This window comes from Aurantimonas endophytica (genome assembly GCF_014196845.1).
Lineage (GTDB): Bacteria > Pseudomonadota > Alphaproteobacteria > Rhizobiales > Rhizobiaceae > Aurantimonas > Aurantimonas endophytica.
Map to the genome: position 1 here is coordinate 469,247 of NZ_JACIEM010000003.1, position 21,974 is coordinate 491,220.

24 protein-coding genes are annotated in these 21,974 nt (G+C 66.1%); 8 read left to right on the plus strand and 16 right to left on the minus strand.

Going from position 1 to position 21,974, the window contains the following annotated elements:
* Nucleotides 1–171: 171 nt before the first annotated feature.
* Complete coding sequence (locus tag GGR03_RS13320; RefSeq protein WP_183208784.1) at nucleotides 172–489, plus strand: DUF1127 domain-containing protein; 318 nt, start codon at nucleotides 172–174, stop codon at nucleotides 487–489.
* 108 nt (nucleotides 490–597) lie between these two features.
* On the opposite strand, the gene GGR03_RS13325 is transcribed toward GGR03_RS13320, so the two are convergent.
* Nucleotides 598–1,137 (minus strand): MarR family winged helix-turn-helix transcriptional regulator, encoded by a 540-nt coding sequence (locus GGR03_RS13325; protein WP_183208786.1) that lies wholly within the window; start codon nucleotides 1,135–1,137, stop codon nucleotides 598–600.
* Nucleotides 1,138–1,278: 141 nt separating this feature from the next.
* Between GGR03_RS13325 and GGR03_RS13330 the strand changes: the two genes are divergently transcribed.
* Both GGR03_RS13330 and GGR03_RS13335 read left to right on the plus strand, forming a co-directional pair.
* A complete protein-coding gene (locus GGR03_RS13330; RefSeq protein ID WP_183208788.1) occupies nucleotides 1,279–1,704 on the plus strand; it encodes an organic hydroperoxide resistance protein in 426 nt (141 codons plus the stop codon).
* A gap of 34 nt (nucleotides 1,705–1,738) precedes the next feature.
* A complete protein-coding gene (locus tag GGR03_RS13335; RefSeq protein ID WP_183208791.1) occupies nucleotides 1,739–2,527 on the plus strand; it encodes an alpha/beta fold hydrolase in 789 nt (262 codons plus the stop codon).
* Between the two features lie 169 nt (nucleotides 2,528–2,696).
* Here the strand turns inward: GGR03_RS13335 and GGR03_RS13340 are convergent, their stop codons facing one another.
* The 3 genes from GGR03_RS13340 to GGR03_RS13350 form a co-directional block, all read right to left on the minus strand.
* Nucleotides 2,697–3,575: an alpha/beta fold hydrolase gene (locus GGR03_RS13340; protein WP_183208793.1), complete on the minus strand. Its 879-nt coding sequence runs from the start codon at nucleotides 3,573–3,575 to the stop codon at nucleotides 2,697–2,699.
* Between the two features lie 58 nt (nucleotides 3,576–3,633).
* Nucleotides 3,634–4,335, minus strand: a complete 702-nt coding sequence (locus GGR03_RS13345) for a hypothetical protein (protein WP_183208795.1) — start codon at nucleotides 4,333–4,335, stop codon at nucleotides 3,634–3,636.
* 431 nt (nucleotides 4,336–4,766) lie between these two features.
* Nucleotides 4,767–6,365: a GMC family oxidoreductase gene (locus GGR03_RS13350; RefSeq protein ID WP_183209244.1), complete on the minus strand. Its 1,599-nt coding sequence runs from the start codon at nucleotides 6,363–6,365 to the stop codon at nucleotides 4,767–4,769.
* A 70-nt stretch (nucleotides 6,366–6,435) separates the two neighbouring features.
* Here GGR03_RS13350 and GGR03_RS13355 point away from each other — a divergent pair, with 70 nt between their 5' ends.
* Nucleotides 6,436–7,761 carry a GAF domain-containing protein gene (locus GGR03_RS13355; protein WP_246367947.1) on the plus strand — a complete coding sequence of 442 codons (1,326 nt, stop codon included), beginning with the start codon at nucleotides 6,436–6,438 and terminating at the stop codon, nucleotides 7,759–7,761.
* Between the two features lie 279 nt (nucleotides 7,762–8,040).
* Here GGR03_RS13355 and GGR03_RS13360 read toward each other — a convergent pair whose 3' ends face one another.
* A complete protein-coding gene (locus GGR03_RS13360) occupies nucleotides 8,041–9,717 on the minus strand; it encodes a BCCT family transporter (RefSeq protein ID WP_183208797.1) in 1,677 nt (558 codons plus the stop codon).
* Nucleotides 9,718–10,163: 446 nt separating this feature from the next.
* On the opposite strand from GGR03_RS13360, the gene GGR03_RS13365 reads away from it, so the two are divergent.
* Complete coding sequence (locus GGR03_RS13365) at nucleotides 10,164–10,397, plus strand: hypothetical protein (RefSeq protein ID WP_183208799.1); 234 nt, start codon at nucleotides 10,164–10,166, stop codon at nucleotides 10,395–10,397.
* On the opposite strand, the gene GGR03_RS13370 is transcribed toward GGR03_RS13365, so the two are convergent.
* Nucleotides 10,394–11,488, minus strand: a complete 1,095-nt coding sequence (locus GGR03_RS13370; RefSeq protein WP_183208801.1) for a LysR family transcriptional regulator — start codon at nucleotides 11,486–11,488, stop codon at nucleotides 10,394–10,396. The two genes, GGR03_RS13365 and GGR03_RS13370, sit on opposite strands and share 4 nt — an antisense overlap.
* A 98-nt stretch (nucleotides 11,489–11,586) precedes the next feature.
* On the opposite strand from GGR03_RS13370, the gene GGR03_RS13375 reads away from it, so the two are divergent.
* Nucleotides 11,587–12,435 (plus strand): alpha/beta fold hydrolase, encoded by an 849-nt coding sequence (locus tag GGR03_RS13375; protein ID WP_183208803.1) that lies wholly within the window; start codon nucleotides 11,587–11,589, stop codon nucleotides 12,433–12,435.
* A 110-nt stretch (nucleotides 12,436–12,545) separates the two neighbouring features.
* Here GGR03_RS13375 and GGR03_RS13380 read toward each other — a convergent pair whose 3' ends face one another.
* From GGR03_RS13380 to GGR03_RS13395, 4 genes are all read right to left on the minus strand, one after another.
* On the minus strand, nucleotides 12,546–13,304 hold the full coding sequence (locus tag GGR03_RS13380; RefSeq protein WP_183208805.1) for an amino acid ABC transporter ATP-binding protein: 759 nt from the start codon (nucleotides 13,302–13,304) through the stop codon (nucleotides 12,546–12,548).
* On the minus strand, nucleotides 13,301–13,960 hold the full coding sequence (locus tag GGR03_RS13385) for an amino acid ABC transporter permease (RefSeq protein ID WP_425486719.1): 660 nt from the start codon (nucleotides 13,958–13,960) through the stop codon (nucleotides 13,301–13,303). Before GGR03_RS13385 ends, GGR03_RS13380 begins: the two co-directional genes overlap by 4 nt.
* Before the next feature lie 142 nt (nucleotides 13,961–14,102).
* Nucleotides 14,103–14,864: an amino acid ABC transporter substrate-binding protein gene (locus GGR03_RS13390; RefSeq protein ID WP_183208808.1), complete on the minus strand. Its 762-nt coding sequence runs from the start codon at nucleotides 14,862–14,864 to the stop codon at nucleotides 14,103–14,105.
* Between the two features lie 375 nt (nucleotides 14,865–15,239).
* Entirely contained in the window at nucleotides 15,240–16,145 is a 906-nt protein-coding gene (locus GGR03_RS13395) for a LysR family transcriptional regulator (RefSeq protein WP_183208810.1), read from the minus strand.
* Nucleotides 16,146–16,299: 154 nt separating this feature from the next.
* Between GGR03_RS13395 and GGR03_RS13400 the strand changes: the two genes are divergently transcribed.
* Nucleotides 16,300–16,953, plus strand: a complete 654-nt coding sequence (locus GGR03_RS13400) for a hydrolase (RefSeq protein WP_183208811.1) — start codon at nucleotides 16,300–16,302, stop codon at nucleotides 16,951–16,953.
* Between the two features lie 173 nt (nucleotides 16,954–17,126).
* Here the strand turns inward: GGR03_RS13400 and GGR03_RS13405 are convergent, their stop codons facing one another.
* Nucleotides 17,127–17,525: a winged helix-turn-helix transcriptional regulator gene (locus GGR03_RS13405; RefSeq protein WP_183208812.1), complete on the minus strand. Its 399-nt coding sequence runs from the start codon at nucleotides 17,523–17,525 to the stop codon at nucleotides 17,127–17,129.
* An 81-nt stretch (nucleotides 17,526–17,606) separates the two neighbouring features.
* Between GGR03_RS13405 and GGR03_RS13410 the strand changes: the two genes are divergently transcribed.
* Entirely contained in the window at nucleotides 17,607–18,338 is a 732-nt protein-coding gene (locus GGR03_RS13410) for an SDR family NAD(P)-dependent oxidoreductase (protein ID WP_183208813.1), read from the plus strand.
* A 54-nt stretch (nucleotides 18,339–18,392) separates the two neighbouring features.
* Here GGR03_RS13410 and GGR03_RS13415 read toward each other — a convergent pair whose 3' ends face one another.
* From GGR03_RS13415 to GGR03_RS13435, 5 genes are read right to left on the minus strand one after another with little or no spacing between them, the layout of a single operon-like run.
* The gene (locus tag GGR03_RS13415; RefSeq protein ID WP_183208814.1) at nucleotides 18,393–19,094 is read right to left on the minus strand and encodes a DUF1989 domain-containing protein; all 702 of its coding nucleotides are present in this window, start codon (nucleotides 19,092–19,094) and stop codon (nucleotides 18,393–18,395) included.
* Between the two features lie 14 nt (nucleotides 19,095–19,108).
* A complete protein-coding gene (locus GGR03_RS13420; RefSeq protein ID WP_183208815.1) occupies nucleotides 19,109–19,726 on the minus strand; it encodes an urea carboxylase-associated family protein in 618 nt (205 codons plus the stop codon).
* 16 nt (nucleotides 19,727–19,742) lie between these two features.
* Nucleotides 19,743–20,393 (minus strand): DUF1989 domain-containing protein, encoded by a 651-nt coding sequence (locus GGR03_RS13425; protein WP_183208816.1) that lies wholly within the window; start codon nucleotides 20,391–20,393, stop codon nucleotides 19,743–19,745.
* Nucleotides 20,390–20,995 (minus strand): DUF1989 domain-containing protein, encoded by a 606-nt coding sequence (locus tag GGR03_RS13430; RefSeq protein ID WP_183208818.1) that lies wholly within the window; start codon nucleotides 20,993–20,995, stop codon nucleotides 20,390–20,392. Before GGR03_RS13430 ends, GGR03_RS13425 begins: the two co-directional genes overlap by 4 nt.
* 23 nt (nucleotides 20,996–21,018) lie before the next feature.
* Nucleotides 21,019–21,972, minus strand: coding sequence for an arginase family protein (locus GGR03_RS13435; protein ID WP_183208820.1), 954 nt, complete (start codon nucleotides 21,970–21,972; stop codon nucleotides 21,019–21,021).
* Between the last annotated feature and the right edge of the window lie 2 nt (nucleotides 21,973–21,974).

Sequence of the window (21,974 nt, forward strand, 5' to 3'; positions counted from 1 at the left end):
ATCAAACAACGGCTTCCCGTTCTGACGACAGGCAGTGCAGTCGGCGCTTGAGATCGAGCGCCGCCTGCGATCGCCGACACGACTCCTGCGGCTTTCGCTTCTCCGGCGCCCGTTCATCATCTGGTCCGGACGCGCTTGAAACCAGACAATCGCTCATCCGAGGACGAAACGATGTTTCACAATGCCCAGCGCAGCAAGAATACGGCTCCCGCCGTGCACCGGCTGGCTCCATCCCCGAGGTGGCCGTCCGGTCAAAAGTCGGCCCGCCGTCCGTCGCGGCTGCTCCAGCAGTTCCTCGTCCAGGCAAGAGGGATGGTGGCAGCTCTGAACGAGATGCTCCGTCGTCATCGTGACGAAGAGCGGCTGCGGGAAATGCCTGATCACCAACTCCGCGACATCGGCCTGCAACGCCTGTCGGGCGGCCATTTCGTCCGGATAAGCCCTATTCCGTGGCAGCAGGATCGGCGCAATTCGCGCGGGCCGAGATGAGGCCTCGCGCCGACCTTTAACGCCGGAAGATCTGCGCATGACGGGGCACCGTCATGCGCGTTACCATCCCGACGCGGGTTCTGTCGGAGTCCGCGCCGCCGATCCGGCTCAGCCTTTCCGGATCGCCTGCTCCGGCGAGTGGGGAATGTCGCCAGTCTTCGCACTTCCGGCTTCCGCCTGTGCGCCGATGCTCCATCCGCCGACCTGGCTGTAGATGGCGTCGCGGAGTTGCTTGACCTCGCCGTTGAGCTTGCCCAGTTCCTCCGGCGACTGCCCCGACGCTGCCAGCAGCGACTCGCCGAGGCACCCGGCCTGCGATCGCAGCGCCCGCCCCTGCTCGCTCAACGCGACGAGCACCTGGCGCTCGTCCTCGCGACTGCGGGTGCGCTCCACCAGCCCCGCGGCCTCGAGCCGCTTCAGCAGGGGCGTGACCGTGCTCGATTCCAGCGCCAGCTGCGCCGCGATCCCACCGACGGTCTGGCGGTCCTGGCGCCACAGCACGTTCAGCACGAGATATTGCGGATAGGTCAGTCCCAGCCCGTCCAGCAGCGGTTTGTAGATGCGCTGGATGGCCATGGCCGCCGAGTAGATCGAATAGCAGATCTGGTCCTCCAGCGGCACGGGCGGCGTCGTCTTGGTCTCGGTCATGGCAGGCTCCTTGGCCTGCATATAACGACTCTGCGACGGAAAATGAATATCGCGATAAATATTTTGGTTGACAGGGTTCAGGGATGAGCCTAAATGTTCATTATCGCGATAACGATTATCGTGCCACCCCGGAGAAACCCGATGAACGTTCTCTACCAGACCCAAGCCACCGCCACGGGCGGACGCACAGGCAAGGCCTTCACGGCCGATGGCGCCTTCAGCGTCACCCTCGTTACGCCGAAGGAACTCGGCGGTCCCGGCGGCGACGGCAACAACCCCGAGCAGCTGTTCGCCTCGGGCTATGCCGCCTGCTTCCTCGGCGCGCTGAAATTCGTTGCCGGCCAGCGCAAGGTGAAGGTCAGCGACGACAGCACCGTCACCGCGACGGTCGGCATCGGCAAGCGCGACGACGGTCAGGGTTTCGGCCTCGACGTCGCCCTCGCGGTCGCCTTGCCCGGCGTCGATTCGGACATCGCACGGGAACTTGTCGACCAGGCGCATGTCGTCTGCCCCTACTCGCACCTTGCCCGCAACGGGCTTGATGTGCGGCTATCGCTTGCCGCCTGAACCTATTCCTCATTCCAACAAACGGAGAACCACGATGAATACTCGGATCCGCAACATCATCGCCGCCGCGGCTGCCGCCGTCATCACCGCCGGCCCCGCCCATGCGCAACAGCCGGCGGACGCCTCCCAGCCTGCGAAGAATGTCGTGCTGGTGCACGGTGCCTTTGCCGATGGCTCGGGCTGGCGCGGCGTCTATGACGAGCTGACGGCCCGCGGCTACAATGTCAGCATCGTCCAGAACCCGCTGACCTCGCTGGCCGACGACGTCGCCGCGACGAACCGGATACTCGCCCGCCAGGACGGCCCGACGATCCTGGTCGGCCACTCCTGGGGCGGCACCGTGATCACGGAAGCCGGCGTGGACGAGAAGGTCGTCGGGCTGGTCTACGTGTCCGCCCTCTCGCCCGACGCCGGCGAGACGACGGCCGACCAGTATACCGGCTTCACGACCCCCCCGGAGTTCGTCATCGATGCCGGAGCGGACGGGTTCGGCTTCCTAGATCTGGAGAAGTTCAAGGCCGCTTTCGCCGCAGATACGACGGACGCCGATGCGGCGTTCATGCGGGACTCGCAGGTGCCGATCGCCATGTCGTCCTTCGGCACCACGCTGGAGAACGCGGCGTGGCGCAGCAAGCCGAGCTGGGCGGTGATCGCCACCGACGACAAGGCCTTCGACCAGGCCATGCTGCAGCACATGGCCGAGCGGATCGGCGCCGAAGTCACCGAGGTCGCGGCCAGCCACGCGGTCTTCATGACCCAGCCCAAGGTGGTTGCCGACGTCATCGATCGCGCGGCGCAGGAAGCAGGCGGCGAGGCACGCTGACCGCCGTTACGACCCTCACCAAGACATCGATAGGCGGAGCCCGAACGGCTCCGCCTATCACTGCGTCTCGCTTGCCATCCAGGCTTGAGCGCCGCCAGCTGCACGGCCGTCTCACGCAAGAGCGGCTGCCAGGTTTCAGCCTGTCATCAGCCTTCCTTCCGCCGACACCTCACTGCCGACCTTGCATCCGGTAGTCGCGTGATGCCGCTCCCGCCACAGCCCAGCCTGGATGAGCCACGTCCCTGACGAAGCGCTCTATCAGCAAGTTGTAGTCCGTCGGGGCCTGCCAGAAGGGGGCGTGCCCGACGCCGCGGATGCGATAGCATCGGCCGCTCCACAAATTGCCGTAGGGGACGGTCTCAACATATTCCAGGTTGATCAGCGGGTCGGTGGCACCGTTCACCACCAGAGTGGGAACCTTAGTGTCCTCCACGGCGGCGCGCTGGTCGATTCCGGCCCCTGACCGGCTGGCCTCGAACAGCCTGTGCCGGAACCGCCCATCGGCCCGGGCCATCGCGTCCAGCACAAAGCCCTCCATCGGCTCGCCGAAGACGGCACCGGCGAAGACATCGATGTCGGCAGCGGAGAGTACGGAACGGCCAGCGGACTGGAAGTGCGGCGAGTTAAGGAATCCTTCGGCGAAACCACCCGGCCTGATCGGCGGCGTCCCTGTCAGGATGAGCCCCAGCATCCCCGGAAATCGCGGGATCATCTCGATGCCGATATGACCGCCGAGCGACCAGCCCATGATCACCGCTTCGGTGATACCGAGCTTGGCCAGCAGTTCCACGACGGCGTCGGCGAGGCCCGGCAGCGTGTAGCTGCGCATCGGATCAGCCGCGTCCGCAGATTGTCCGTGGCCCGGCAGATCGAAGGTGATCAGCCGGAATCGGGACGAAAGCTGGCTCTGGACCTGTCTCTGGAAGACGCGGCGGCACGTGGAATTGCCGTGGATCAGGATGAGGGGGGTTCCGTGTTCGCCGCTTTCCTCGACGACGAGGGGGCCGTGCGACGTTGCCACAACACGGACACGAGAAGTGTCTGTCATCTGCAGGATCTTTCCGGTTTTATGGGCGGTGGGGACGGGCGTCGATTCCGTCCGATGATCATCCGATCGAATTCGGCAACGCGCCTATCGGGGCACGTGACGGCGCGGCTGTCGGCGCGCGGCCACGATCCAGCGCAGCGATGTCGCTCGGGTTGGTGCAGTCGTTCAGCGGCTGCAGCCGAAGCTCCAGCCGGCTGATGATGCCGATTTCGGGCGTCCCGGCGCAAAGCAACTCCAGCATCTCGGGCTCTCCACGCAAATCCAGCCACTGCACATTGCCGCACAGACTGACTCTCTGCAGGCGCGATAGCGGGGTGGGATCGCACAGCAACACCGACAGCAGAGGGTCGGCATGGACGTGGTGAGGGAACTGGCCGGCGAAGCGCGGCATCATCTGCTGATCGCGACATGACCGCATCAGGTTCTCGTAGGTTGCCCCCGGCCCGACCCAGGCAATCCCCGCGTCTCTGCTGACATCGACGGCACACGCCAGCGAGAGGTCCGCACAGACCATGGAGGCGAACTCCGCCTCGAGCATCGCCTGGTCGGCAGAGACAAGGCCCATGTCGATCACGACATCGCCCTCGCCCACAGCACGCAGCGGACTGGCAGATCCGTAGAAGCAGGCCGCTTGTGCCGGTGAACGGCTTGCGACGCGAGCGAACTTGACGATGTCCGGCAGGTCGCGGCAGCAGCAGATGAGCCGGGGCAGCCATTCCGCTTCGCCCCATGTTCTGCTGGCATCTTGCTGATGAGTCATCACGCTTCCTCGGCTTTCGGGGGGTGGCCGGTGGCGCCGGGTCAGGCGACACGGGCCGTATGGCCGGTGTTGCAGGTGGCACGGCCATCCGCGCCTGTCTGGCGCTGGCGAACATGCCGGTGTCGAAGATCCGCCTGGGAAAGCCGATCTTGCCGCACTTTCCGGTGTCTCCAGGGTCGGACGGCCGGATGAAGTCTGTGTTTCCGAACGGCGGAACCTGCTTACGGCTGTAGCCTGATGTTCGCCGCTGCGATCGGGCCTCCTCCGGGTGAAACGCCGGTGAGGTCGTTTGCGGGATGCGCCGGCCGCTCAGGATCGCAGGAGGCGCCACCAGCCGCGGCGCTGCGACCATCTTCCGCTGGTGCAGTGCGTCGGCAGCCGTGTCGATACGGCGGTGGCCCTCGGCATTACCACCGCCGCATCGTCATTGCTCAGGCGGCATGCGCCGTCCGGAGCAGTTCAGCCGCCCGCTCGCCGATGATCGCGCACGGTGCCTGGGTGTTGCCGGTGGTGACCCGGGGCATGATCGACCCGTCGGCCACCCGCAGCCCATCGATCCCGTAGACCTTCAGCGACGCGTCGACCACGGACATGGCATCGCGTCCCATCTTGGCCGTGCAGGACTGGTGCCAGTAGGTGACCGCCGCGTCGCGGATGTAGTCGTCGAGCGCAGCGCCCTTCACCTCGCCCGGCATGACTTCGGCGCGGACGAACGGCCGGAATGCCTTCGCATTGCCGAGTTCACGACAGAGCTCGACGCAGGCACGGGCGGTCGCCACATCGGCGGGATCGCTCATCATGTTCGCGTCGATCATCAGCGGGCTCAGCGGATCGGCGCTCTGGAGGCGCAAGCGGCCGCGGCTCGCCGGCTGGGCAAGCCCGGCGAACATCGTCCAGCCGTGCTGGGGCACGCCCCGAGCCGCCGTGCGGTCGCTCGGCACCGGAAACTCCACCTGGCAGAACAAGAGGTCGGGCGCGTCGAGTTCCGGCCGACTCTTCCAGTAGAGCGTCGCTTCGCTGCCGCTATTGCAGGGCGCGATTGGCTCCGAATACTCCCAGGTGCAGCCGAACGAGACATGGTCCTGAAGATTCTGCCCCACGCCCGGCAGGTGCTGCACGACGGGAATGCCGTAGCGGCCCAGTTCGGCCTCGTCGCCGATACCCGAGTGCATCAGCACCTTGGGCGACTGGATCGCGCCGAGCGACAACACCACTTCGGCCCGCGCGCCGATCGTGACGACCTGCCCCGCGCGGAGCACCTCGACGCCCGTTGCCCGTTTCCCCTCGAGCACCACACGAAGCACCGTCGTCTCCGTGAGCACCGTCAGGTTCGGCCGATCGCTCCACGGCTGGACGTAGGCGCGATACAGGGAGTGCCGCCGCCCGTCCCGCACCAGCATGTCGGACAGGGCGGCGCCGCCCGCACCCTCCATCATCCGGCCGTTCGGGTGCTCGTATGTCGGGATGCCGATCTCCCGCGCCGCGTCGAGCATCGCATGTGCGACCGGGCTGGGTTCGGACGCCGGCTGGACCCACACCGGCCCCGACGAACCCCGGTATTCGGGATCAGGTTTTCCCTGCCAGTTTTCGATCCGGCGATAGATGTCGAGCACGTTGTCGTATCCCCACGCGGGATCGCCGGCTTCCGCGGCGAAGAAGTCCCAGTCGCGGCGATGCCCACGGGCCCACACCATCACGTTGATGCTGGAGCCACCGCCGAGCCCCTTGCCCATCGACATCGACAGGGACCGGCCGTTCAGATGCGGGTTCGGCTGCGCCTGGAAGCCCCAGTCCCGCTCGCTGCCCAGGTTGAGGGGCCACGAGGCAGGATCGAGCACGGTTTCGGAAGCGTCGCTGCTGCCGGCCTCGATCAGGAGAACCTGAATGTCGGGGTTTTCGGCAAGCCGCCTTGCAATGACCGAGCCGGAGGCACCCGCGCCGCAGACAATGAAGTCGTAGGCCGGCTTCGGCTCGTCGGTCGGTCCCCTCCGGCTCTCGCGACCGCCTGGTTCAGGGGCGTGATCGTCCATATCGGCCTGGATCGTCATCTGGGATTTCCTTCTTGAATCGAGCGCTCATCGCTCGGACCAGGGCGCCCCGATGCTTCGGCTCGTGCTGCCGCCGGCTGGCGTCGGCACCCAATCATCCGGGCTTCGACGGCTAAGTATCAATTCTATCATTTACATCAATTCACGACGAAGTTATCATTTCTGTTTCTTCTTGCAATTGAAACACGAGCCGTCTCCTCGTACTGCTCGCTGCACGGCGCAGGCTGGCTGCGCAAAGGTTCCGGATGCCATGCTCAAAACGGACAAGGACATTCTGACGACGGCCGACGCGGCCAGGCTGGTGGGCGTTTCCGTGCGCACGGCCCAGCTTCTGATCGAGGGCGGTTCGATCCCCTCGTGGAAGACGCCGGGCGGGCACCGCCGCGTCTACCGGTCGGACGTCGAGGCGCTCATCGAGGGACGCGAGACCGCCGCGCCCGTGGCCTCGGCGATGGTGGTGGTCATCGCCGCGACCGAGCGGCTTTCGCTCTACGAAAACCTGTTCGCCGAAATTCCCGAATGTACGGTCCGGACGTTCGGCGATCCCCACGCCGCGCTTTTCGCGATCGGCGAAATGCATCCTTCCGCCGTGGTGGTCGACCTTCAGGACGCGGATCCGGTCCGCCTGGCGCTGCTGCCGAGCCTCCTGGACAATCCGGCACTGGGCCACAGTCGCATTCTGGCCGTTGCCGCCCCCACGCCTGCCCCCGGCGACCATCGGCTCGTCCATGTCGGCACCCCGGATGCGGCGGTGACCGGGCTGCGCATGTTCATGGCGGACGGGCGGGAGGCAGCCTCGCTACCGGCCGACGCGTGTTTTCCGATTGCCCTCAACGAGCGGCAGCGGCTGGCGGCGCTCGAGCGCTCCGGCCTGGTGGACACCGCGCCGGAGGAGGCCTTCGATCGGCTGACCTGGCTGGCCGCCCACACGCTCGAGGCGCCGATCGCGCTGCTGACCCTGCTGACGCCGACGCGGCAATGGTTCAAGTCGCGCATCGGGTTCGACCTGCCCGAGACGCCGCGCAGCTGGGCCTTCTGCAACCATACGATCCTGCAGAAGCGCGTCTTCTCGGTCGAGGACCTGTCGATCGATTCCCGTTTCGCGGAGAACCCGGCCGTCGTCGACCCGCCGAGCTTCCGCTTCTACGCCGGAGCGCCCGTCCTCGACGGCGACGGCTATCCCGTGGGATCGCTGTGCGTCATCGATCACCAGCCGCGTTCGCTGAACCCGACGCAGGAACGCGCGCTTGCCTCCCTGGCTGGCCTGGCGTCCGGGGAATTCCGGCTGCGATCCGCAGAACGACAGTTGCGCGAGGCGCTTCGGCGGGCCCCCAACCAATCCCCCGTCGACACCCAAGATCGGCGTCGTCGGTCCTGAGGGCCGACCGGCGCAGGATCCGAGCGCTCGATCGCCAAGTGCGCCGTCACCTCCGAACGTTGGCACCGCTCGCGACAGCCGTCAGGCGGGCGCAAGGACCGGATCGATCGGTGCCGGCAGTCGTCGAACATCCGGACATTGGCTGTTCGAGAAAGCGATCTCGGCAGCCCCTGAAGTCCAGGCCGCTGGCGCAGACGCGACCTTCGTCGGTCGTGACGAAACGCGGAACGCCAGCCTTCGGCGATCAGACGAACGGGTCCGGACCGAGACGCTCGCCGGTCATTTTGCGAGCGCTGGACCGACTGCAGGCTGCTGGTCCGTCGCTTCCGGCTCGTCCGACACCTTGTCGAACTCGCTCAGCGACGGGCGCTTGCCGATCGTGACATGGTCGATGTCCTCATTGGCAAATCCCCGGATCAACGCCGGGATCATCAGACAGACCAGCAGGAAGATCGGCAGGCCGACCACCGTGATCACCTGCTGCAGGGCGGTCAGGCCGGCCTCCCCGGCGAGGAGGATCAGGGTCGCCGCGATCATGCCCTCGGCGAGGCCCCAGAACACCCGCTGGCGGACCGGACCCGGTTCCGCAGTGCCGGAGCACAGCATGTCCACGACCAGAGACGCCGAATCCGAGGATGTCGCAAAGAAGATCGCCACGACCAGCACGGCAATCCCCTGCATCAGCGTGGCCCAGGGCAGTTCCGCGAAGAACGCGAACATCGCCAGCGGAACGGATTCGGTGACGGCCTCGCTGATGGCTCCGGCTGCCGGCCCCATGGCGGAACGCGCGTCGACGCCCAGCCCGTCGAGAGCCATTGCCTGCCAGCCGAAGACGGCGAACCAGATCACCGTGAACAGCGAAGGCGCAAGCAGCACGCCGAAGACGAATTCGCGGATTGTCCGCCCGCGGGAAATGCGGGCGACGAACAGGCCGATGAAGGGCGACCAGGTGACGGTCCAGGCCCAGTAGAACGCGGTCCAGTCGCCCTGCCAGCCCCAGGGCCCGGTGCCCATGCCGCCGCCATGCAGCATGTCGTTCCAGAACGCCAGCCGGGGCAGGTTGGACAGATAGAGGCCGAACGTCTCGACGATGCCGCGCAGCAGGAAGAGCGTCGACCCGGTAAACAGCACGAACAGCAACAGGCCGACCGCCATGCCGATATTGATGTTCGAGAGGATCTTCACGCCCTTGTCGAGGCCGGCGACGATCGACACCGTCGCGACCACGGTCAGGCCGCCGAGGATGGCAAGCCGCAGGAGCGTATCGTCGGTCCACCCGAAAAGCGCCGACAAGCCCGCCGCCACCTGCGAGGAGCCGAGCCCGAGCGACACCGCAACCCCGAACAAGGTGCCGAGGATCGCGACGATGTCGATCGCCTTGCCGATCGGGCCGTGGATGCCCTCGCGCAGCAGCGGGTAGAACACCGAGCTGACCCGCACCGGCAGATCGTAGCGATTGATGAAATAGCCCAGCGCCAGGCCCGGCAGCGCGAAGATCGTCCAGGTGTGCAGCGCCAGATGATAGAGCGAGATCGAGATCGCATCCTGTGCGGCCTCGAACGAAAACGGCTCGACACCGGGCAGCGGTGGAGACTTGTAGTGACTGATCGGTTCAGCCACGCCCCAGAACATCAGCACCGTGCCGATGCCGCCGGCGAACAGCATCGTGAACCAGGACAGGTTGGTGTATTCGGGGCGCGAATCCTTGGGGCCGAGGCGGATATGCCCGTGGCGCGACATCGCGGCGTAGATCAGGAATCCCAGCCAGACATTCACGCCGAGAATGAAGAACCAGCCGAGATTGGTCACGATCCAGGCACGTCCGTCGGCGAAGGCGTCGCCGATCGGTCCGGGCGCTATCACTAGCAGCAGGACGAAGACCAGACTGAGACCCGCGGACGTGAAGAAGATCGTCGGATCGACCCGCAGTCCCAACCTTTTCGCCCATGTTTTCACGCGTCTGCTCCGGTTACGCCTGCGTCAGACCTGCTTGCCGCCGATCTGCTCCCTGCCCGCATGCGGCAATGGTGCGACGCGCGAGCGATCGGACTGAACTATAGGGACAATGACCCGGCAGGCGATGCCGCAGCCGCATTCAATGGCCGAATCTTTACGCTTGCGGCCAGGTAGCGTGGCTGCTGGCTCGTCAGAATGGACTGCCAGCACAGGTCAGCGGGAATCTTTCAGATCACGCTTTTCGGCGGGCTCCTGACGATTGCCGCAGCGCGGACGACGGTTGTGATCACCACGCGGAGCACCACGCCCGTCGTCAGCTTCTGCCCCTGTGACCGCTCGCCCTGTCGAGGTTCAGACAGCAGCCGGACCACCCTCCTGGTGGCGCTCACCTCGCCCGATTGCGCCTGACGACCCATATGACGTCGTCACCAACCGCGGAGCTAGCGATGACCGATGAAGAGGCTGCAATCCAGGAGCGCAACGAGACGCTGATCGCAGAGCGTGGCGAACGTGCGATCTACCGGTTCGAACGCAAGAAGCCGGATGGCATATGGCTGACGCTGTATCGGGGCCAGGACCGGGTCCGCATGCCGGACGGCAGGGACATCGAGGCTCCTGCACATCCGACCTTCCCGGACGAGGAGCAAGCGCGCGAATGGCTGGAGGCGCGGGACAGCTAGCTGCACCGGAAAGCCACCGTTGCCAGCAATCCCGTCTTTGGGCTGCGTGTTCCGACGAGATCAGCGCATATCTGGCCAGGAGGGGACCGCCGAACGCGATCTGCGGATGACCCGCGGAGTTCAGCCTGTGCGAGGTACACTTCCGACCAGGGATCGGAGCGAACCGAAAGTGACTTAGGAGGATGGCGGAACGATCCCGCCGGGGCGTTTCGCAGCAGGGGCACCGCATAGTCGATGAAGGCACGCACGGCGCCGCCGACGTTCCGACGCGGCTGGAAAACCAGATGCACCGGAATCGACGCCGGCTCGTAATCCTGGAGAAGGGTAACCAGTGACCCGTCGGCAATCTGCCGCTCAACCTGATACGACAGGGGGCGCACGACGCCCATGCCGCGTTCGGCCGCCTGGATCGCCGCACCGGCGCTGTTCAGCGACAGCCGGCAGTTGACCCGAACGGAGCGGACGCGGCGCGCGGCACCGCTCTCACGAAAACGCCAAAGCTCCCGGCTTCCGGCATCATTCAGACCGATACACCAATGGTCGGCGAGGTCCGCGGGGTGATCCGGCGGCGGGTGGCGGGCGAGATAGCCGGGCGCTGCGCAGGTCAGCCTGCGCACCTCACCGATGCGCACCGCCGTCATCGACGAGTCCGGCAACTCGGCGAGGCGAACGGCCACGTCCACCCCCTCCCCCACGAGGTCGACGACGCGGTTCAGGAGCAGCACGCGAACCTGGGCGAGGGGGTGGCGCGCCAGGAAACCCTCGACCACCGGCATCACCTTCAGCCGGCCGAACAGCTCCGGTGCCGTCACCACGACGCTGCCGCTTATCTCCAGGTCCGCCGATGGCTTCTCCAGGCGAGCGAGTTCCGCGAGCATCTGCCGATAGGTCGCGAGATGGCGGGAGCCAGCTTCCGTGACCGCGAAGCGGCGCGTCGTGCGCTCGAGGAGCCGCGTACCGGCACTCGCCTCAAGGCCCGCGACAGCCCGGGTCACCGAAGCCGGTGAACAGCCGAGCCTGCGGGCCGCGGCCGCGAGCGAGCCCGCTTCCACCACCGTGATGAATATCGACATCGCCTCCAGGCGATCCATCCGCGTTCCCGATCCTGAAATCGAACCTTGCAATATCAGCCTATTATGTCGTGTCCCGAAACGCACTAGCTGTGTCGAACAGACGAAAGGAGTTCGCCATGACGACACGCTACGGGTTCCGACAGGTCGGCGACGTCGACGTATTCTACCGCGAGGCCGGGCCGAGCGACGGGCCGGTGATCCTGCTGCTGCACGGCTTTCCGACGGCCAGCCACATGTTCCGGGACCTGATCCCGCTGCTTGCGGACCGCTTCCGGCTCATTGCGCCGGACCTGCCCGGTTTCGGCCAGACCAAGGCGCCGCCGCGGGGGACGTTCGACTACACGTTCGACCGCATCGCCGACGTCATCGAGGGTTTCACCGAAGCCATGTCGCTTGATCGATACGCGCTCTACATCTTCGACTACGGGGCGCCGGTGGGCCTGCGCCTCGCAATGCGCCATCCCGAACGGGTGTCCGGGATCATCTCGCAGAACGGCAACGCCTATGTCGAAGGGTTCAGCGACGAATGGGGGCCGTGGGAGGCCTATTGGCGTGAGCCGAGCCCGGCGAACCGGGAAGCCTGTCGACCCTCGCTCGCGCCGGACACGATCCGGAACTGGCAGTACGGCACAGGCGCCGACCCCGAACTCTTGTCGCCCGATGGTTACGAACTCGACATAGCGTACATGGCCAGACCGGGAGCGGAGGATATCCAGCTCGACCTGATCCTCGACTACCGCAGCAATGTCGCGCTCTACCCGGCCTTCCAGTCGTATTTCCGCGAGCACCGTCCGCCGCTGCTTGCCGTCTGGGGACGCCATGATCCGGCATTCCTGCCAGCTGGCGCCGAGGCCTATCGGCGTGACCTGCCGGACGCGGAGATCCACCTGCTCGATGCCGGACATTTCGCGTTGGAAACGCATGCCGGCGAAATAGCGGCCCTGATACGTCGCTTCGCCTCGTAGCGCGGATAGGAGAAAGAGCGTGCAGGTTCAAAACTTCGCGCTCGCCGACGCGTGGTTCGAGCGCTCACCGGGTCAGGACGGCGACTTCTTTGCTGGCAACCCGGTGTCATTCATCGAGATTCCGTCGCCCCCGTAAGGGTCCTGACGAAACGCACCGTCCTCGCATCCGATGGATGGCGGAACATTTGATCGGGCGGTCCCTGCTCGACGATTTCGCCGTCTTCGAGATACGCGACCTGATGGGCGATCCGGTCGGCGAGACGAAGGTCATGGGTCGCCATCAGCATCGTCATGCCCTCCGCGGCAAGGGCGCTCAACACCTCCACGACCTCCGCAGCGAGTTCGGGATCGAGCGCCGATGTCGGTTCGTCGCAGAGGAGCAGCGTCGGCGAGGCGGCGATGGCCCGCGCGATCGCGACCCGCTGCTGCTGTCCGCCGGAGAGGGTCGCAGGCCACGCCTCTGCCTTGTTCGCCATGCCGACCTTCTCCAGGAGCTCCATCGCGTGCCGCCTCGCTTTTTCCGCGGGCCATTTCCAGACGGTGACCAAGCCCTCCATGACGTTCGCGACGACGCTCCTGTGGGGAAAGAGCTGGAAGTTTTGGAACACCATGCCGGTCTGTCGCCGTATGGCGAGAATGTCGGCCTGCGGAGGTCTCACCCCCTTCTCGAAGACGAGTCGATGGTTTCCGATCTCGATCGCGCCGGCGTCGGGAATCTCCAGAAGGTTGGCGATGCGCAGGAGCGTGCTCTTGCCGCTACCGGACGGGCCGATCAGCGCGGTGACGTGCCCTTCGGAAATGCCGAGGTCGACGCCGCGCAAGACCAGATTGTCGCCGAAGCGCTTGTGAATGCCGCTGAGACCGATCACGAGCCCCCCTCCAGATAGCCGCCGTAGCGACCGAAGCGCTTTTCCAGCTTCGCCTGGAGCGCCGACAGGACGGACGACAGGACGAGATAGAGCAGCGCCGCCTCGACGTAGAGGATCAACGGTTCGTAGGTGGTCGCGACGATGCGTTGGGCCTGCTGGAAGAGCTCCGGCACGGTGATCGCGGCCGCCAGCGAGGTGTCCTTTACCAGCGAAATGAACGAGTTCGACAGCGGTGGAATGGAGACGCGCACGGCCTGGGGCACGACGGTTCGGACCATGGCCTGGCGTTGGGTCATGCCGATCGCGTAGGCCGCCTCCCATTGCCCCTTGGGGATCGAGGAAAGCGCCGCCCGGATGATCTCCGACGTGTAGGCGCCAACGCTCAAGGTGAAGCCGATGAGCGCCGCCGGAAAGGCGTCGATCAGGATGCCGACGCTCGGCAGTCCGTAGAAGATCACGAAGAGCTGGACGAGAAGCGGCGTGCCGCGGATGAACCAGACGTAGAAGCGCGCAACGAGCGCGAGAGGGCGCGGTCCGAACAGGCGGATGACGGCGACGGCGAAGCCGAGCGAAAGCCCGAAAGCGAATGACAGGATCGCAAGCGGGACGGTGAAGAGGATGCCCGCCCTGACCAGTGGCCAGAGCGAGTCGAGCATCAATTGCAGGGTGGGATGCAAGGGCAGGTCCGTTTCAGTGGCGGCGCGGCGACGTCGGGTGCGGGATCGCTGATGGTCGAGGCCGGTGGGGCATCAACTAGTGCGACGACGTCGCTGTGCATCCTGCCGAAGCTCGTAACGGCTACGAGGACACGTCTGCGCCGAAATACCTGTGCGAGATGGACGCGTAGGTGCCGTCTGCCTTCATTGCCTCGAGCGCCCGGTCGATCTCGGCGACGAGTTCGGGATTGCCCTTCTGGACGATGATGCCGGACGCTGCCGCCTCTTCCTGCGTGGCGACGATCTTCACCGGCGCGTCGGGCTTCTGCTTCTTGAAGTCGAGATAGGACAGATTGTCGTTGATCGTGGCATCCGCCCGTCCGGTCAGGACGAGCTGGATCGACTGGTCGAAGCCGTCCGTGCCGACGAGCGAGGCACCGGCCTCTTCCGCGAGCCTGCCGTAGTTCGACGTCAGCGACTGTGCCGCGCGCTTGCCTGCCAGGTCCGCGAACCCGGCGATCTCGTCGTTGTCGGCCTGCACGATGAGAACCGCCTTGGAGACGATGTAGGGCTGGGAGAAGTCAAATCGCGCCTGGCGCTCCTCGGTGATCCCGACCTGGTTGATGACCGCATCGTAACGGTCGGCGGCAAGGCCCGCGATCAACCCGTCCCATTTGCCTTCGACGAACTCCGCCTCCACGCCGAGCCGTTTAGCAACTTCCCGCCCGATCTCGACGTCGAAGCCGACGAGCGCGCCCGAGGCGTCATGGAACGTGAAGGGCGCGTAAGTGCCTTCCGTCCCGATACGCAAGGTGCCCGATGACCTCACGTCTTCGAGGCTTCCCGCAGACACGGCGCCGGAAAGCGCGAGGATGGCGGTGATGGTTGCTAGGATGCGCTTCATTGCGTGGTTTCCTTCGAAGACGGGCGCTTTCGCGCGGTACCTCGAAGGTCGGAGTTCGTCAGACCATCCTCAAGGAATGGTTTGGCGTGTATGGGCGCATCCGGGGTTTTCCGATCCAAAGCAGAGGCCAAGGTCGCGCGCGAAGCAGGCCGCAGCTTCCTGCCGTCGGCGCGCGGTCCATTCGCTTCTCGGAACTGCCGACCCTTGCACTCACCGGGAGAAGCGCGAAGGCCCGCCGTGGAGCCGTCGGGCACGGATGGATCCAGGTGCCGGTCGGCGATGCCGCGAGCTATCAGAGGAGCCTGCCCCCGCACGACAAACGCGCAACCGCATCGCATCGCGGGGAACACGAGAAGGAACGCGCGCGACGCCGGGTTATTGCCGGGCGGCTAGGTCGATCGCCCCGAAATGCGGATCGTTCGCAAAGAGGTCCGTCATCAGATCCGCAAGCACCTGGACCTTCCGCTCGGAATGTCGGCCCGGCGGACGCACGACATAGGCCCCGGCGGGGGGCGGCGGATGATCCGTCATGATCGGGACCAGCGCGCCGTCGGCCACGTAGTCGTAGACGATGCAGTTGGGAAGCCAGGCGATGCCAAGGCCCGCCGCGGCGGCGGCCGCAAGCGCCGCCGCGCTGTCGGCCTTGAAGCGGCCTTGCGGTTTGATCGTGACGATCTCGTTGCCATCCGTGAATTGCCACGCCTCGGTGCCCTGCATGAGGGCCTGATGGGCGGCAATCTCTCCGGGCTTGCGGGGGGCTCCATGCGCCTTGATGTAGTCCGGGCTGGCGACGAGCGTCCCGTAGATCGGCCCCACCCGGCGGGCGAGCAGCTCGGAGTCCGGCAGGTACCCGACACGGACGGCGCAGTCGAAACCCTCCGCGACGAGATCGACGAAGCGGTCGCTGTAGGCGGCATGGACGTGGAGATGGGGATGGCGCCGTGCCATGTCCGCGAGCACGGGGGCGAAGTGGGTCGGGCCGAAGGTCAGCGGCATCGCGACCCGTAGGCGTCCGCGCAGGTCGCCGGCCGGCCGGAGTGTCTCCTTTGCAGCCTCGATCTCGGCTCCGATCCTGCCTGCGTGTTCCCTGAAGATCGCGCCGGCCTCGGTCAGCGCAGCCCCGCGCGTGGTTCGCGCCAGGAGCTGGGCGCCGAGTTCCTCCTCCAGCCGGAGCAGCCTGCGGCTCACGATCGACTTAGACACTCCGAGCCGACGTGCGGCGGCCGAGACTCCTTCCGCCTCCGCCACCTCGACGAAGGTCAGGATGTCCTCGATGTCCATTCACGTTCCCCTTTTTGCGACACAGCTACGCGCCAAGCCGCGCTACCCGCCCGACAGGTCCGCTGGCAAGGTTGCCGCGTTCCGGACGACGCACCGAGATCGACGTCGGTCCGCTTCGAAGTCAACTAAAGTCTTGATGGCACAGGAATTATCGATGACGTTTCGTAACGGCCTTTCCTCACTTCTTCGTCCTGAGGACTCTGTCCTCGTCCTGATCGATCATCAGGCCTTTCAGCTTGCGAATGTGAACAGCCATGATCCTCAGGCTGTGGTCAACAACGTGACCGCGCTGGCGAAGCTGGCAAAAGCTTTCAAGGTTCCGACCATTCTCACCACCGTGCTTGCGGCTCGTGGCGGCCTTCTCTTCAAGCAGATCACCGACGTCTTCCCGGAGCAGGAGGTGATCGACCGCACCTGGGTGAACACCTGGGAGGACGAGAAGGTGGTCGACCTGGTCAAGGCGACCGGGCGCAAGCAACTGATCATCGCGGGCCTGTGGACGGAGGTCTGCGTGGCGATGCCTGTCATCCAGGCCCTCGGCGAAGGCTGGGACGTGACCGTGATCACCGACGCGTCTGGCGGGGTGTCCACCGAGGCCCACGAGGTTGCCATCCAGCGGATGATTGCTGCTGGGGCGAACATGATGACCTGGATGGCATTGGCCGGCGAATGGCAGCGGGACTGGGCGCGCACCGAGCACGTCGAAGAGTTGACCGAGGTGCTTGTCTCCCATCTCGGCGGCACGGGGATCGCCTATCTGTGGGAGCAGCAGCTCTTGAACACGCCGGTGCCCGAGATCGCAGGCTGATCCGAGAGGGTCGGCCATCCGCAGCCCGGTCGCAGAGGGCGGCCGGGCTGGTGCTGCCTGATCGGCGGAGCAAGGCTGGGCTGGTGCGGCACTAGCCAGCACTAGTCACTAACGACTGCAGTTTTCGACCCCCTTCTGCGGTCCGCGACGAGAAGCAGCGTGCCGAATAGCGGTCATCCTGAACCCGCTGCCTTCGCGCGATCATGCGCTGCCTTGGCTTCTTCGATCTCGTCGCCATGGGCGAGCGCCCAGGCACAGAGGGCCTCGAAGGGCTGGCGCAGCGAATGGCCAAGCGGCGTGATCGCGTATTCGACGCCGATCGGCGCCGTCGGCAACACGGTCCGCGTCACGAGACCATTGCGCTCCAGCCGCTTCAGCGCATCGGCCAACGCCTTATGGGTAATGCCATCGAGGCGTCGCTTGATCTCGTTGAAGCGCGACGGCTTCGGGCACAGCACCGTCAGGATCAGGATCGTCCACTTGTCGGCGATCTTGTCGAGAACCGGACGCACGCGTGCCATGTCGTCGAGCGCGCACTGCGATAGAGCCTCGAGGTCGATATCATCGGGCATATCTAGGCTATTCCAGGTGCGTTATTGCTATCAGATACACAGCGTATACCTCTGCGCCATCACCGACGAAAGGACATCGTGATGGTTGGAATGAGGGATAGGGTCGCACTCGTGGTGGGCGGCGCGAAGGGGATCGGTCTCGCCGTTTCGGAACGGCTGGCGGCCGAAGGCGCAATCGTGTTTCTCACCGGCCGACGCGCCGATGAGGTGGAACGGGCCGCCGCTTCGATCGGCCGGGGAGCGACAGGTATCGTCGCGGACGCGAGTCGCCCGGAAGAGATGGTGCGGGTCGTGGACGAGGTTCGGGCGGCGCAGGGCCGCATCGACGCGCTGGTACTGAATGCCGGCATCTCGGAACCCGCGTCCATCGCCGAGATGACGCCCGACCATGTAGATCGTCACTTCACTGTCAACGTCCGGGGCGCCGCCTTCGGCTTGCAGGCTGCGCTCGGCGCGATGAGCGAGGGCGGATCCGTGGTGCTGATGGGATCGATCGCAGGTGTGGCGGGAATCGCCTCCTACGGCACTTACGCGGCGACGAAGGCGGCGCTGCGCTCCTATGCGCGCACATGGACGGCGGAACTCGCACCGCGGGGTATTCGCGTCAACGTCGTGGCGCCGGGCCCGACCGATACGGACATGATGGCAGCCGTGCCGGAAGACGTCCGTGCCACGTTGATCGCGCCGATCCCGATGGGCCGCATGGCGCGCCCCGAGGAGGTGGCCTCGGCGACGCTCTTCCTGCTTAGCGACGAGGCGAGCTTCATCGCCGGAGCCGAACTCTGTGTCGACGGCGGCATGCGGCAGGTCTGACGCCCTCGTCATGAACCGACGGCAGCCTTCGGGGGGTGCGAGACCCGAAAGCTGTCAGTCCGGTTTCCCGCCCAGATCGGAAACAGTTCCAGATAGGCGGGAGGGTACCCAACTGGACGAAGCCGGAATGAAAGCAAAATCGTCTTCCAGCAGCACGAAATGCGCATCGCAAGGCGTGTTGGTGCCGCCGCCCTGAATAGGCACGATGTCCTGCGGGCAGGCCGAGAAGGCGACAACGCAGTCCATTTCCGCTCGCAGGCTGACATAGTCACCCGCCCGGCAGGGCGTTGGTCCGGTCAACAGGCTGCGGCCGTCCGCTCCGACTGCGATGTTCATGAAGATGTTGAACGAGGCGAGGATCGACGCGGGCGCCTCCAGGCCAAGATCGCGCACCGCCTCGTGCATGTTGTCGAGGCAATTGCGATGGTAGCCTTCGACACCGAGCAGCCGATAGCGGTGGCAATCGCAAGCCGCCATGAACGTATCGTGGATCCCGGGCGACGTGTCCTCGACCAGCGTCAGGATCGGGCGTCGCCGCGTGGTGACGAAGCTGTCCCCGACCAGCGGATTGAGCCGCTGGTTCCAGACGCGGCTCGCCTCCATCGACATGTGTTCGGACAGGTCTGCCGCGTTCCAGGCCCAGCAATCGACCACCTGCGTGCCATGGGTGTTGATCAGGCGCACGGTCTGACCGGCGGCAAGCACCACCGCCTTGCCATGGCCGGCGGGGATCGTCACCCGCCGCGCCGCCGTCATCGTATCCGGGGCCATCACAAGGCATTCCCGACCAGGGCCCGAAGCGGACCCCTGCCATCGGCGATGCCCAGGTCGTTTGGGCCGGCGATCACGACGAAGCGGCAGTCGATGAGGACCCGGCAGGTGATCGAGCGGCCGGGCTTCGCGATGGCCGCAGTCGGGACCAGCCTGCCGTCGCGCTCTACCACGACGTCGAGGAAGAGGTTCACCGGGTCGGGGATCTTGGGCATGTCGAGCCGCGCCGCGCCAAGGGTTTCCATCAGGATCTCGCGGGTGCCCTGCCCGTCGGGCCGTCCCGCCTGCGCCAGCGAGGCCCGGGTGGAGGCCGGCATCAGGAGGTCGTGCGCGCCGGCGCTGTCACGGCCGAGCACCATCAGCGGGCGCCGGCGGTTGGTCACCAGACGCATTCCCAGCCCGAGCCGGTAGGAATTGCTGAACACCCGCGTATGGTGTGGCGACAGGAACTCGGCCGGATCCGCACGGGTGAAGGCGTAGAGCTGCGCGGCGCGGTCGCCGTCCATGTCCTCGATCGTCAGGAGCTGGCCCTGCCAGGCCTCGATCACGGCCGCCGTCCCATGGGCGATCTCGACCGTGGTTTCGGCCGGCAGTTCCGCCGGGATCGGCGTTTTCATCAGCAGCGGCATCGTCTCAGCCTTCCAACGACGTCGGGGGATCGTCCGAGACGGCGATCCGCATGTCGGTCACCACCAATCCGTTGCCGGGAATGATGTCCTGTGGGCAGGGGGACAGCGCGCAGGCAACGTCCATCAAGGCCCGCAGCACCAGATGATCGCCCGGTCGGCTGATCGGATCGGTCACCGCCATGCGGCCGTCCGCGGTGACCGGGCCGTTCTGGAAGAAGTTGAACGGCTCTGGCACGTGCAGGGCATCGATCCCGTAGGGCGTCAGCGCCTCTGCCATGTTGTCGAGGCAGTTGCGATGCCCCGGTACGCCGAAATCGACGGCGTAGCGGGTCGGGTCGCAGGCCGGGACGTTGGAATCGTGGATGCCGACACTGTCGGCCACCACCTCGAACATCTCCCGCCCTTCGGACGACATCAGATGGTCCCCCAGAGCGAAGAACAGCGACAGGTTGCGCCGCCGGGTCTCGACGGGAGACAGAACCTCCCCGGGATCGGCGCGGCTGATCGCCACGAAATCGCCGGCCTGGCGTCCGTGCAGGTCGATGAGGGTGATGTACTGGCCGGCCCTGGCCTCGAAGCCGTGGCCGAAGCCGCCCGGCACGACGGCGTCGTGGGCGAGCGCGGGCAAGCGCAGCGTCGCGGGCCCGGCGTTCATTTGCCCACCGTGAAATGCGCTTCCGTCGGCGGATGCCCGACGCCGTTGATCGGCAGGATGTCCTGCGGGCAGGCCGAGAAGGCAATGACGAGGTCCATCTCGGCGCGCAGCGCGACGTAGCTGCCCGGTGTCGAGACCGGCGCCTCGAAGGAAATCGTCCGGTCCGGCTTCACCGGGATGTTCATGAAGAGATTGAGCGGGCTCGGCGTCTCCGGCGCCTCCAGGCCCAGTTCGTGCATCGCCGCATGCAGATTGTCGGTGCAGTTGTCGTGATAGCCCTCGACGCCGAGAAAGGCGTAGCGGTATCTGTCGCAGGCTGCCACGATCGTGTCGTGGATGCCGCCGGACGTGTCCTCTACGAAGGTCAGGATCGGGCGCCGCTGGTTGGTCAGCATCGTGTCCCCGACCACCGGGATGATCTTCAGTATGTGCGCCCGGCTGTGCTCCATCGACATGAACTCGCCGAGGTCGTCCGCATTGAACGCCCAGGTGTCGACCACCTGGTCGCCATGGGTGTTGATCACCTTGACGATCTGCCCCTTCTTGACGGCATGCGCCTTGCCCCTGCGGGCGGGGATGGTCAGCATCGTGTTGTCCGACATGGTCGTTGCTCCTTGCTGAATGGTCATGATCGGGCTGGATGGGCTTCGCGCCAGCGGGGCTGGGCGCAGATCTCGCCCAGGAAGCCGATGACGATCGTCGCCGCCAGATAGGCTGTCGCCCCGGTGCCGACGTCGAGCGGCGGATTGACCTCGACAAGGTCGAAACCGGCGATCTCGTTACGCTCGGCGACCGCCTGCAGCGTATCGCGCAGCTCCGGATAGGTCATCCCGTCCGGCTCGCCCGACACGCAGCCCGGCACCAGCGACATGTCGAGCGCATCGATGTCGATCGAGACATAGACCGGCTCGCCCGCCGGCAGGAGGGCCGCGATCCCGGCCGCGCCGAGGCGGCGAAACTCGGGCATCGGCACGACGCGGTTGCCGGCGGCCTCGATCGCCTCGTGCTGGCTGCGCTCGCTGCGCAGGCTCCGGATGCCGACCTGGGTGAGGCTCAGCGCCGTGTCGAGGCCGGCCATGTGCCGGAAGGCGTGGCCGTTGGTGAAGCGCAGCCCGTCCGCCTCGTCGGCATAGTCCATATGCGCGTCGAAATGCAGGATGTGCAGCGGCTGGTCGAAGGCGCGGAAGATCGGATAGGTGATGGAATGGTCGCCGCCGAGCCCGACGGGCAGCGCGCCGCGATCGAGGATGGCGCGCACCGTGCGCGTGATGTTCTCGAAGCTCTTCTCGACATTGGTCGGCGCGATGTCGACGTCGCCGATATCGGCGATCATCCCGCCGGCCATCTCGGTGGCGAGGAGGTCGCGCCGCGTCGCCGGGTCGTAGAGGCCGCCGGTGAAGCGCAGCGAATGCTCGCGCAGCGCCCTCGGCCCCATGCGGCTGCCCGGCAGGAAGGGCGATCCCTCGTCGAACGGGACGCCATAGACGGCGATGGCCGCATCGAGCCTGGCGAGATCCTCGCAGATCGGGGCGCGCAGGAAGGAAGGGATGCCGACATAGGGGCGGTCGATGCGGGTCATGG

Bases quoted from the DNA above. Each gene is read 5' to 3' on its own strand.
- GGR03_RS13390 (WP_183208808.1), bottom strand. From the start codon at position 14,864: ATGAAGCGCATCCTAGCAACCATCACCGCCATCCTCGCGCTTTCCGGC.
- GGR03_RS13340 (WP_183208793.1), bottom strand. From the start codon at position 3,575: ATGACAGACACTTCTCGTGTCCGTGTTGTGGCAACGTCGCACGGCCCC.
- GGR03_RS13430 (WP_183208818.1), bottom strand. From the start codon at position 20,995: ATGTCGGACAACACGATGCTGACCATCCCCGCCCGCAGGGGCAAGGCG.
- GGR03_RS13395 (WP_183208810.1), bottom strand. From the start codon at position 16,145: ATGGACATCGAGGACATCCTGACCTTCGTCGAGGTGGCGGAGGCGGAA.
- GGR03_RS13425 (WP_183208816.1), bottom strand. From the start codon at position 20,393: ATGAACGCCGGGCCCGCGACGCTGCGCTTGCCCGCGCTCGCCCACGAC.
- GGR03_RS13420 (WP_183208815.1), bottom strand. From the start codon at position 19,726: ATGAAAACGCCGATCCCGGCGGAACTGCCGGCCGAAACCACGGTCGAG.
- GGR03_RS13330 (WP_183208788.1), top strand. From the start codon at position 1,279: ATGAACGTTCTCTACCAGACCCAAGCCACCGCCACGGGCGGACGCACA.
- GGR03_RS13405 (WP_183208812.1), bottom strand. From the start codon at position 17,525: ATGCCCGATGATATCGACCTCGAGGCTCTATCGCAGTGCGCGCTCGAC.
- GGR03_RS13335 (WP_183208791.1), top strand. From the start codon at position 1,739: ATGAATACTCGGATCCGCAACATCATCGCCGCCGCGGCTGCCGCCGTC.
- GGR03_RS13325 (WP_183208786.1), bottom strand. From the start codon at position 1,137: ATGACCGAGACCAAGACGACGCCGCCCGTGCCGCTGGAGGACCAGATC.
- GGR03_RS13375 (WP_183208803.1), top strand. From the start codon at position 11,587: ATGACGACACGCTACGGGTTCCGACAGGTCGGCGACGTCGACGTATTC.
- GGR03_RS13320 (WP_183208784.1), top strand. From the start codon at position 172: ATGTTTCACAATGCCCAGCGCAGCAAGAATACGGCTCCCGCCGTGCAC.
- GGR03_RS13350 (WP_183209244.1), bottom strand. From the start codon at position 6,365: ATGGACGATCACGCCCCTGAACCAGGCGGTCGCGAGAGCCGGAGGGGA.
- GGR03_RS13345 (WP_183208795.1), bottom strand. From the start codon at position 4,335: ATGACTCATCAGCAAGATGCCAGCAGAACATGGGGCGAAGCGGAATGG.
- GGR03_RS13365 (WP_183208799.1), top strand. From the start codon at position 10,164: ATGACCGATGAAGAGGCTGCAATCCAGGAGCGCAACGAGACGCTGATC.
- GGR03_RS13355 (WP_246367947.1), top strand. From the start codon at position 6,436: ATGCTTCGGCTCGTGCTGCCGCCGGCTGGCGTCGGCACCCAATCATCC.
- GGR03_RS13435 (WP_183208820.1), bottom strand. From the start codon at position 21,972: ATGACCCGCATCGACCGCCCCTATGTCGGCATCCCTTCCTTCCTGCGC.
- GGR03_RS13385 (WP_425486719.1), bottom strand. From the start codon at position 13,960: ATGCTCGACTCGCTCTGGCCACTGGTCAGGGCGGGCATCCTCTTCACC.
- GGR03_RS13415 (WP_183208814.1), bottom strand. From the start codon at position 19,094: ATGACGGCGGCGCGGCGGGTGACGATCCCCGCCGGCCATGGCAAGGCG.
- GGR03_RS13400 (WP_183208811.1), top strand. From the start codon at position 16,300: ATGACGTTTCGTAACGGCCTTTCCTCACTTCTTCGTCCTGAGGACTCT.
- GGR03_RS13370 (WP_183208801.1), bottom strand. From the start codon at position 11,488: ATGGATCGCCTGGAGGCGATGTCGATATTCATCACGGTGGTGGAAGCG.
- GGR03_RS13410 (WP_183208813.1), top strand. From the start codon at position 17,607: ATGGTTGGAATGAGGGATAGGGTCGCACTCGTGGTGGGCGGCGCGAAG.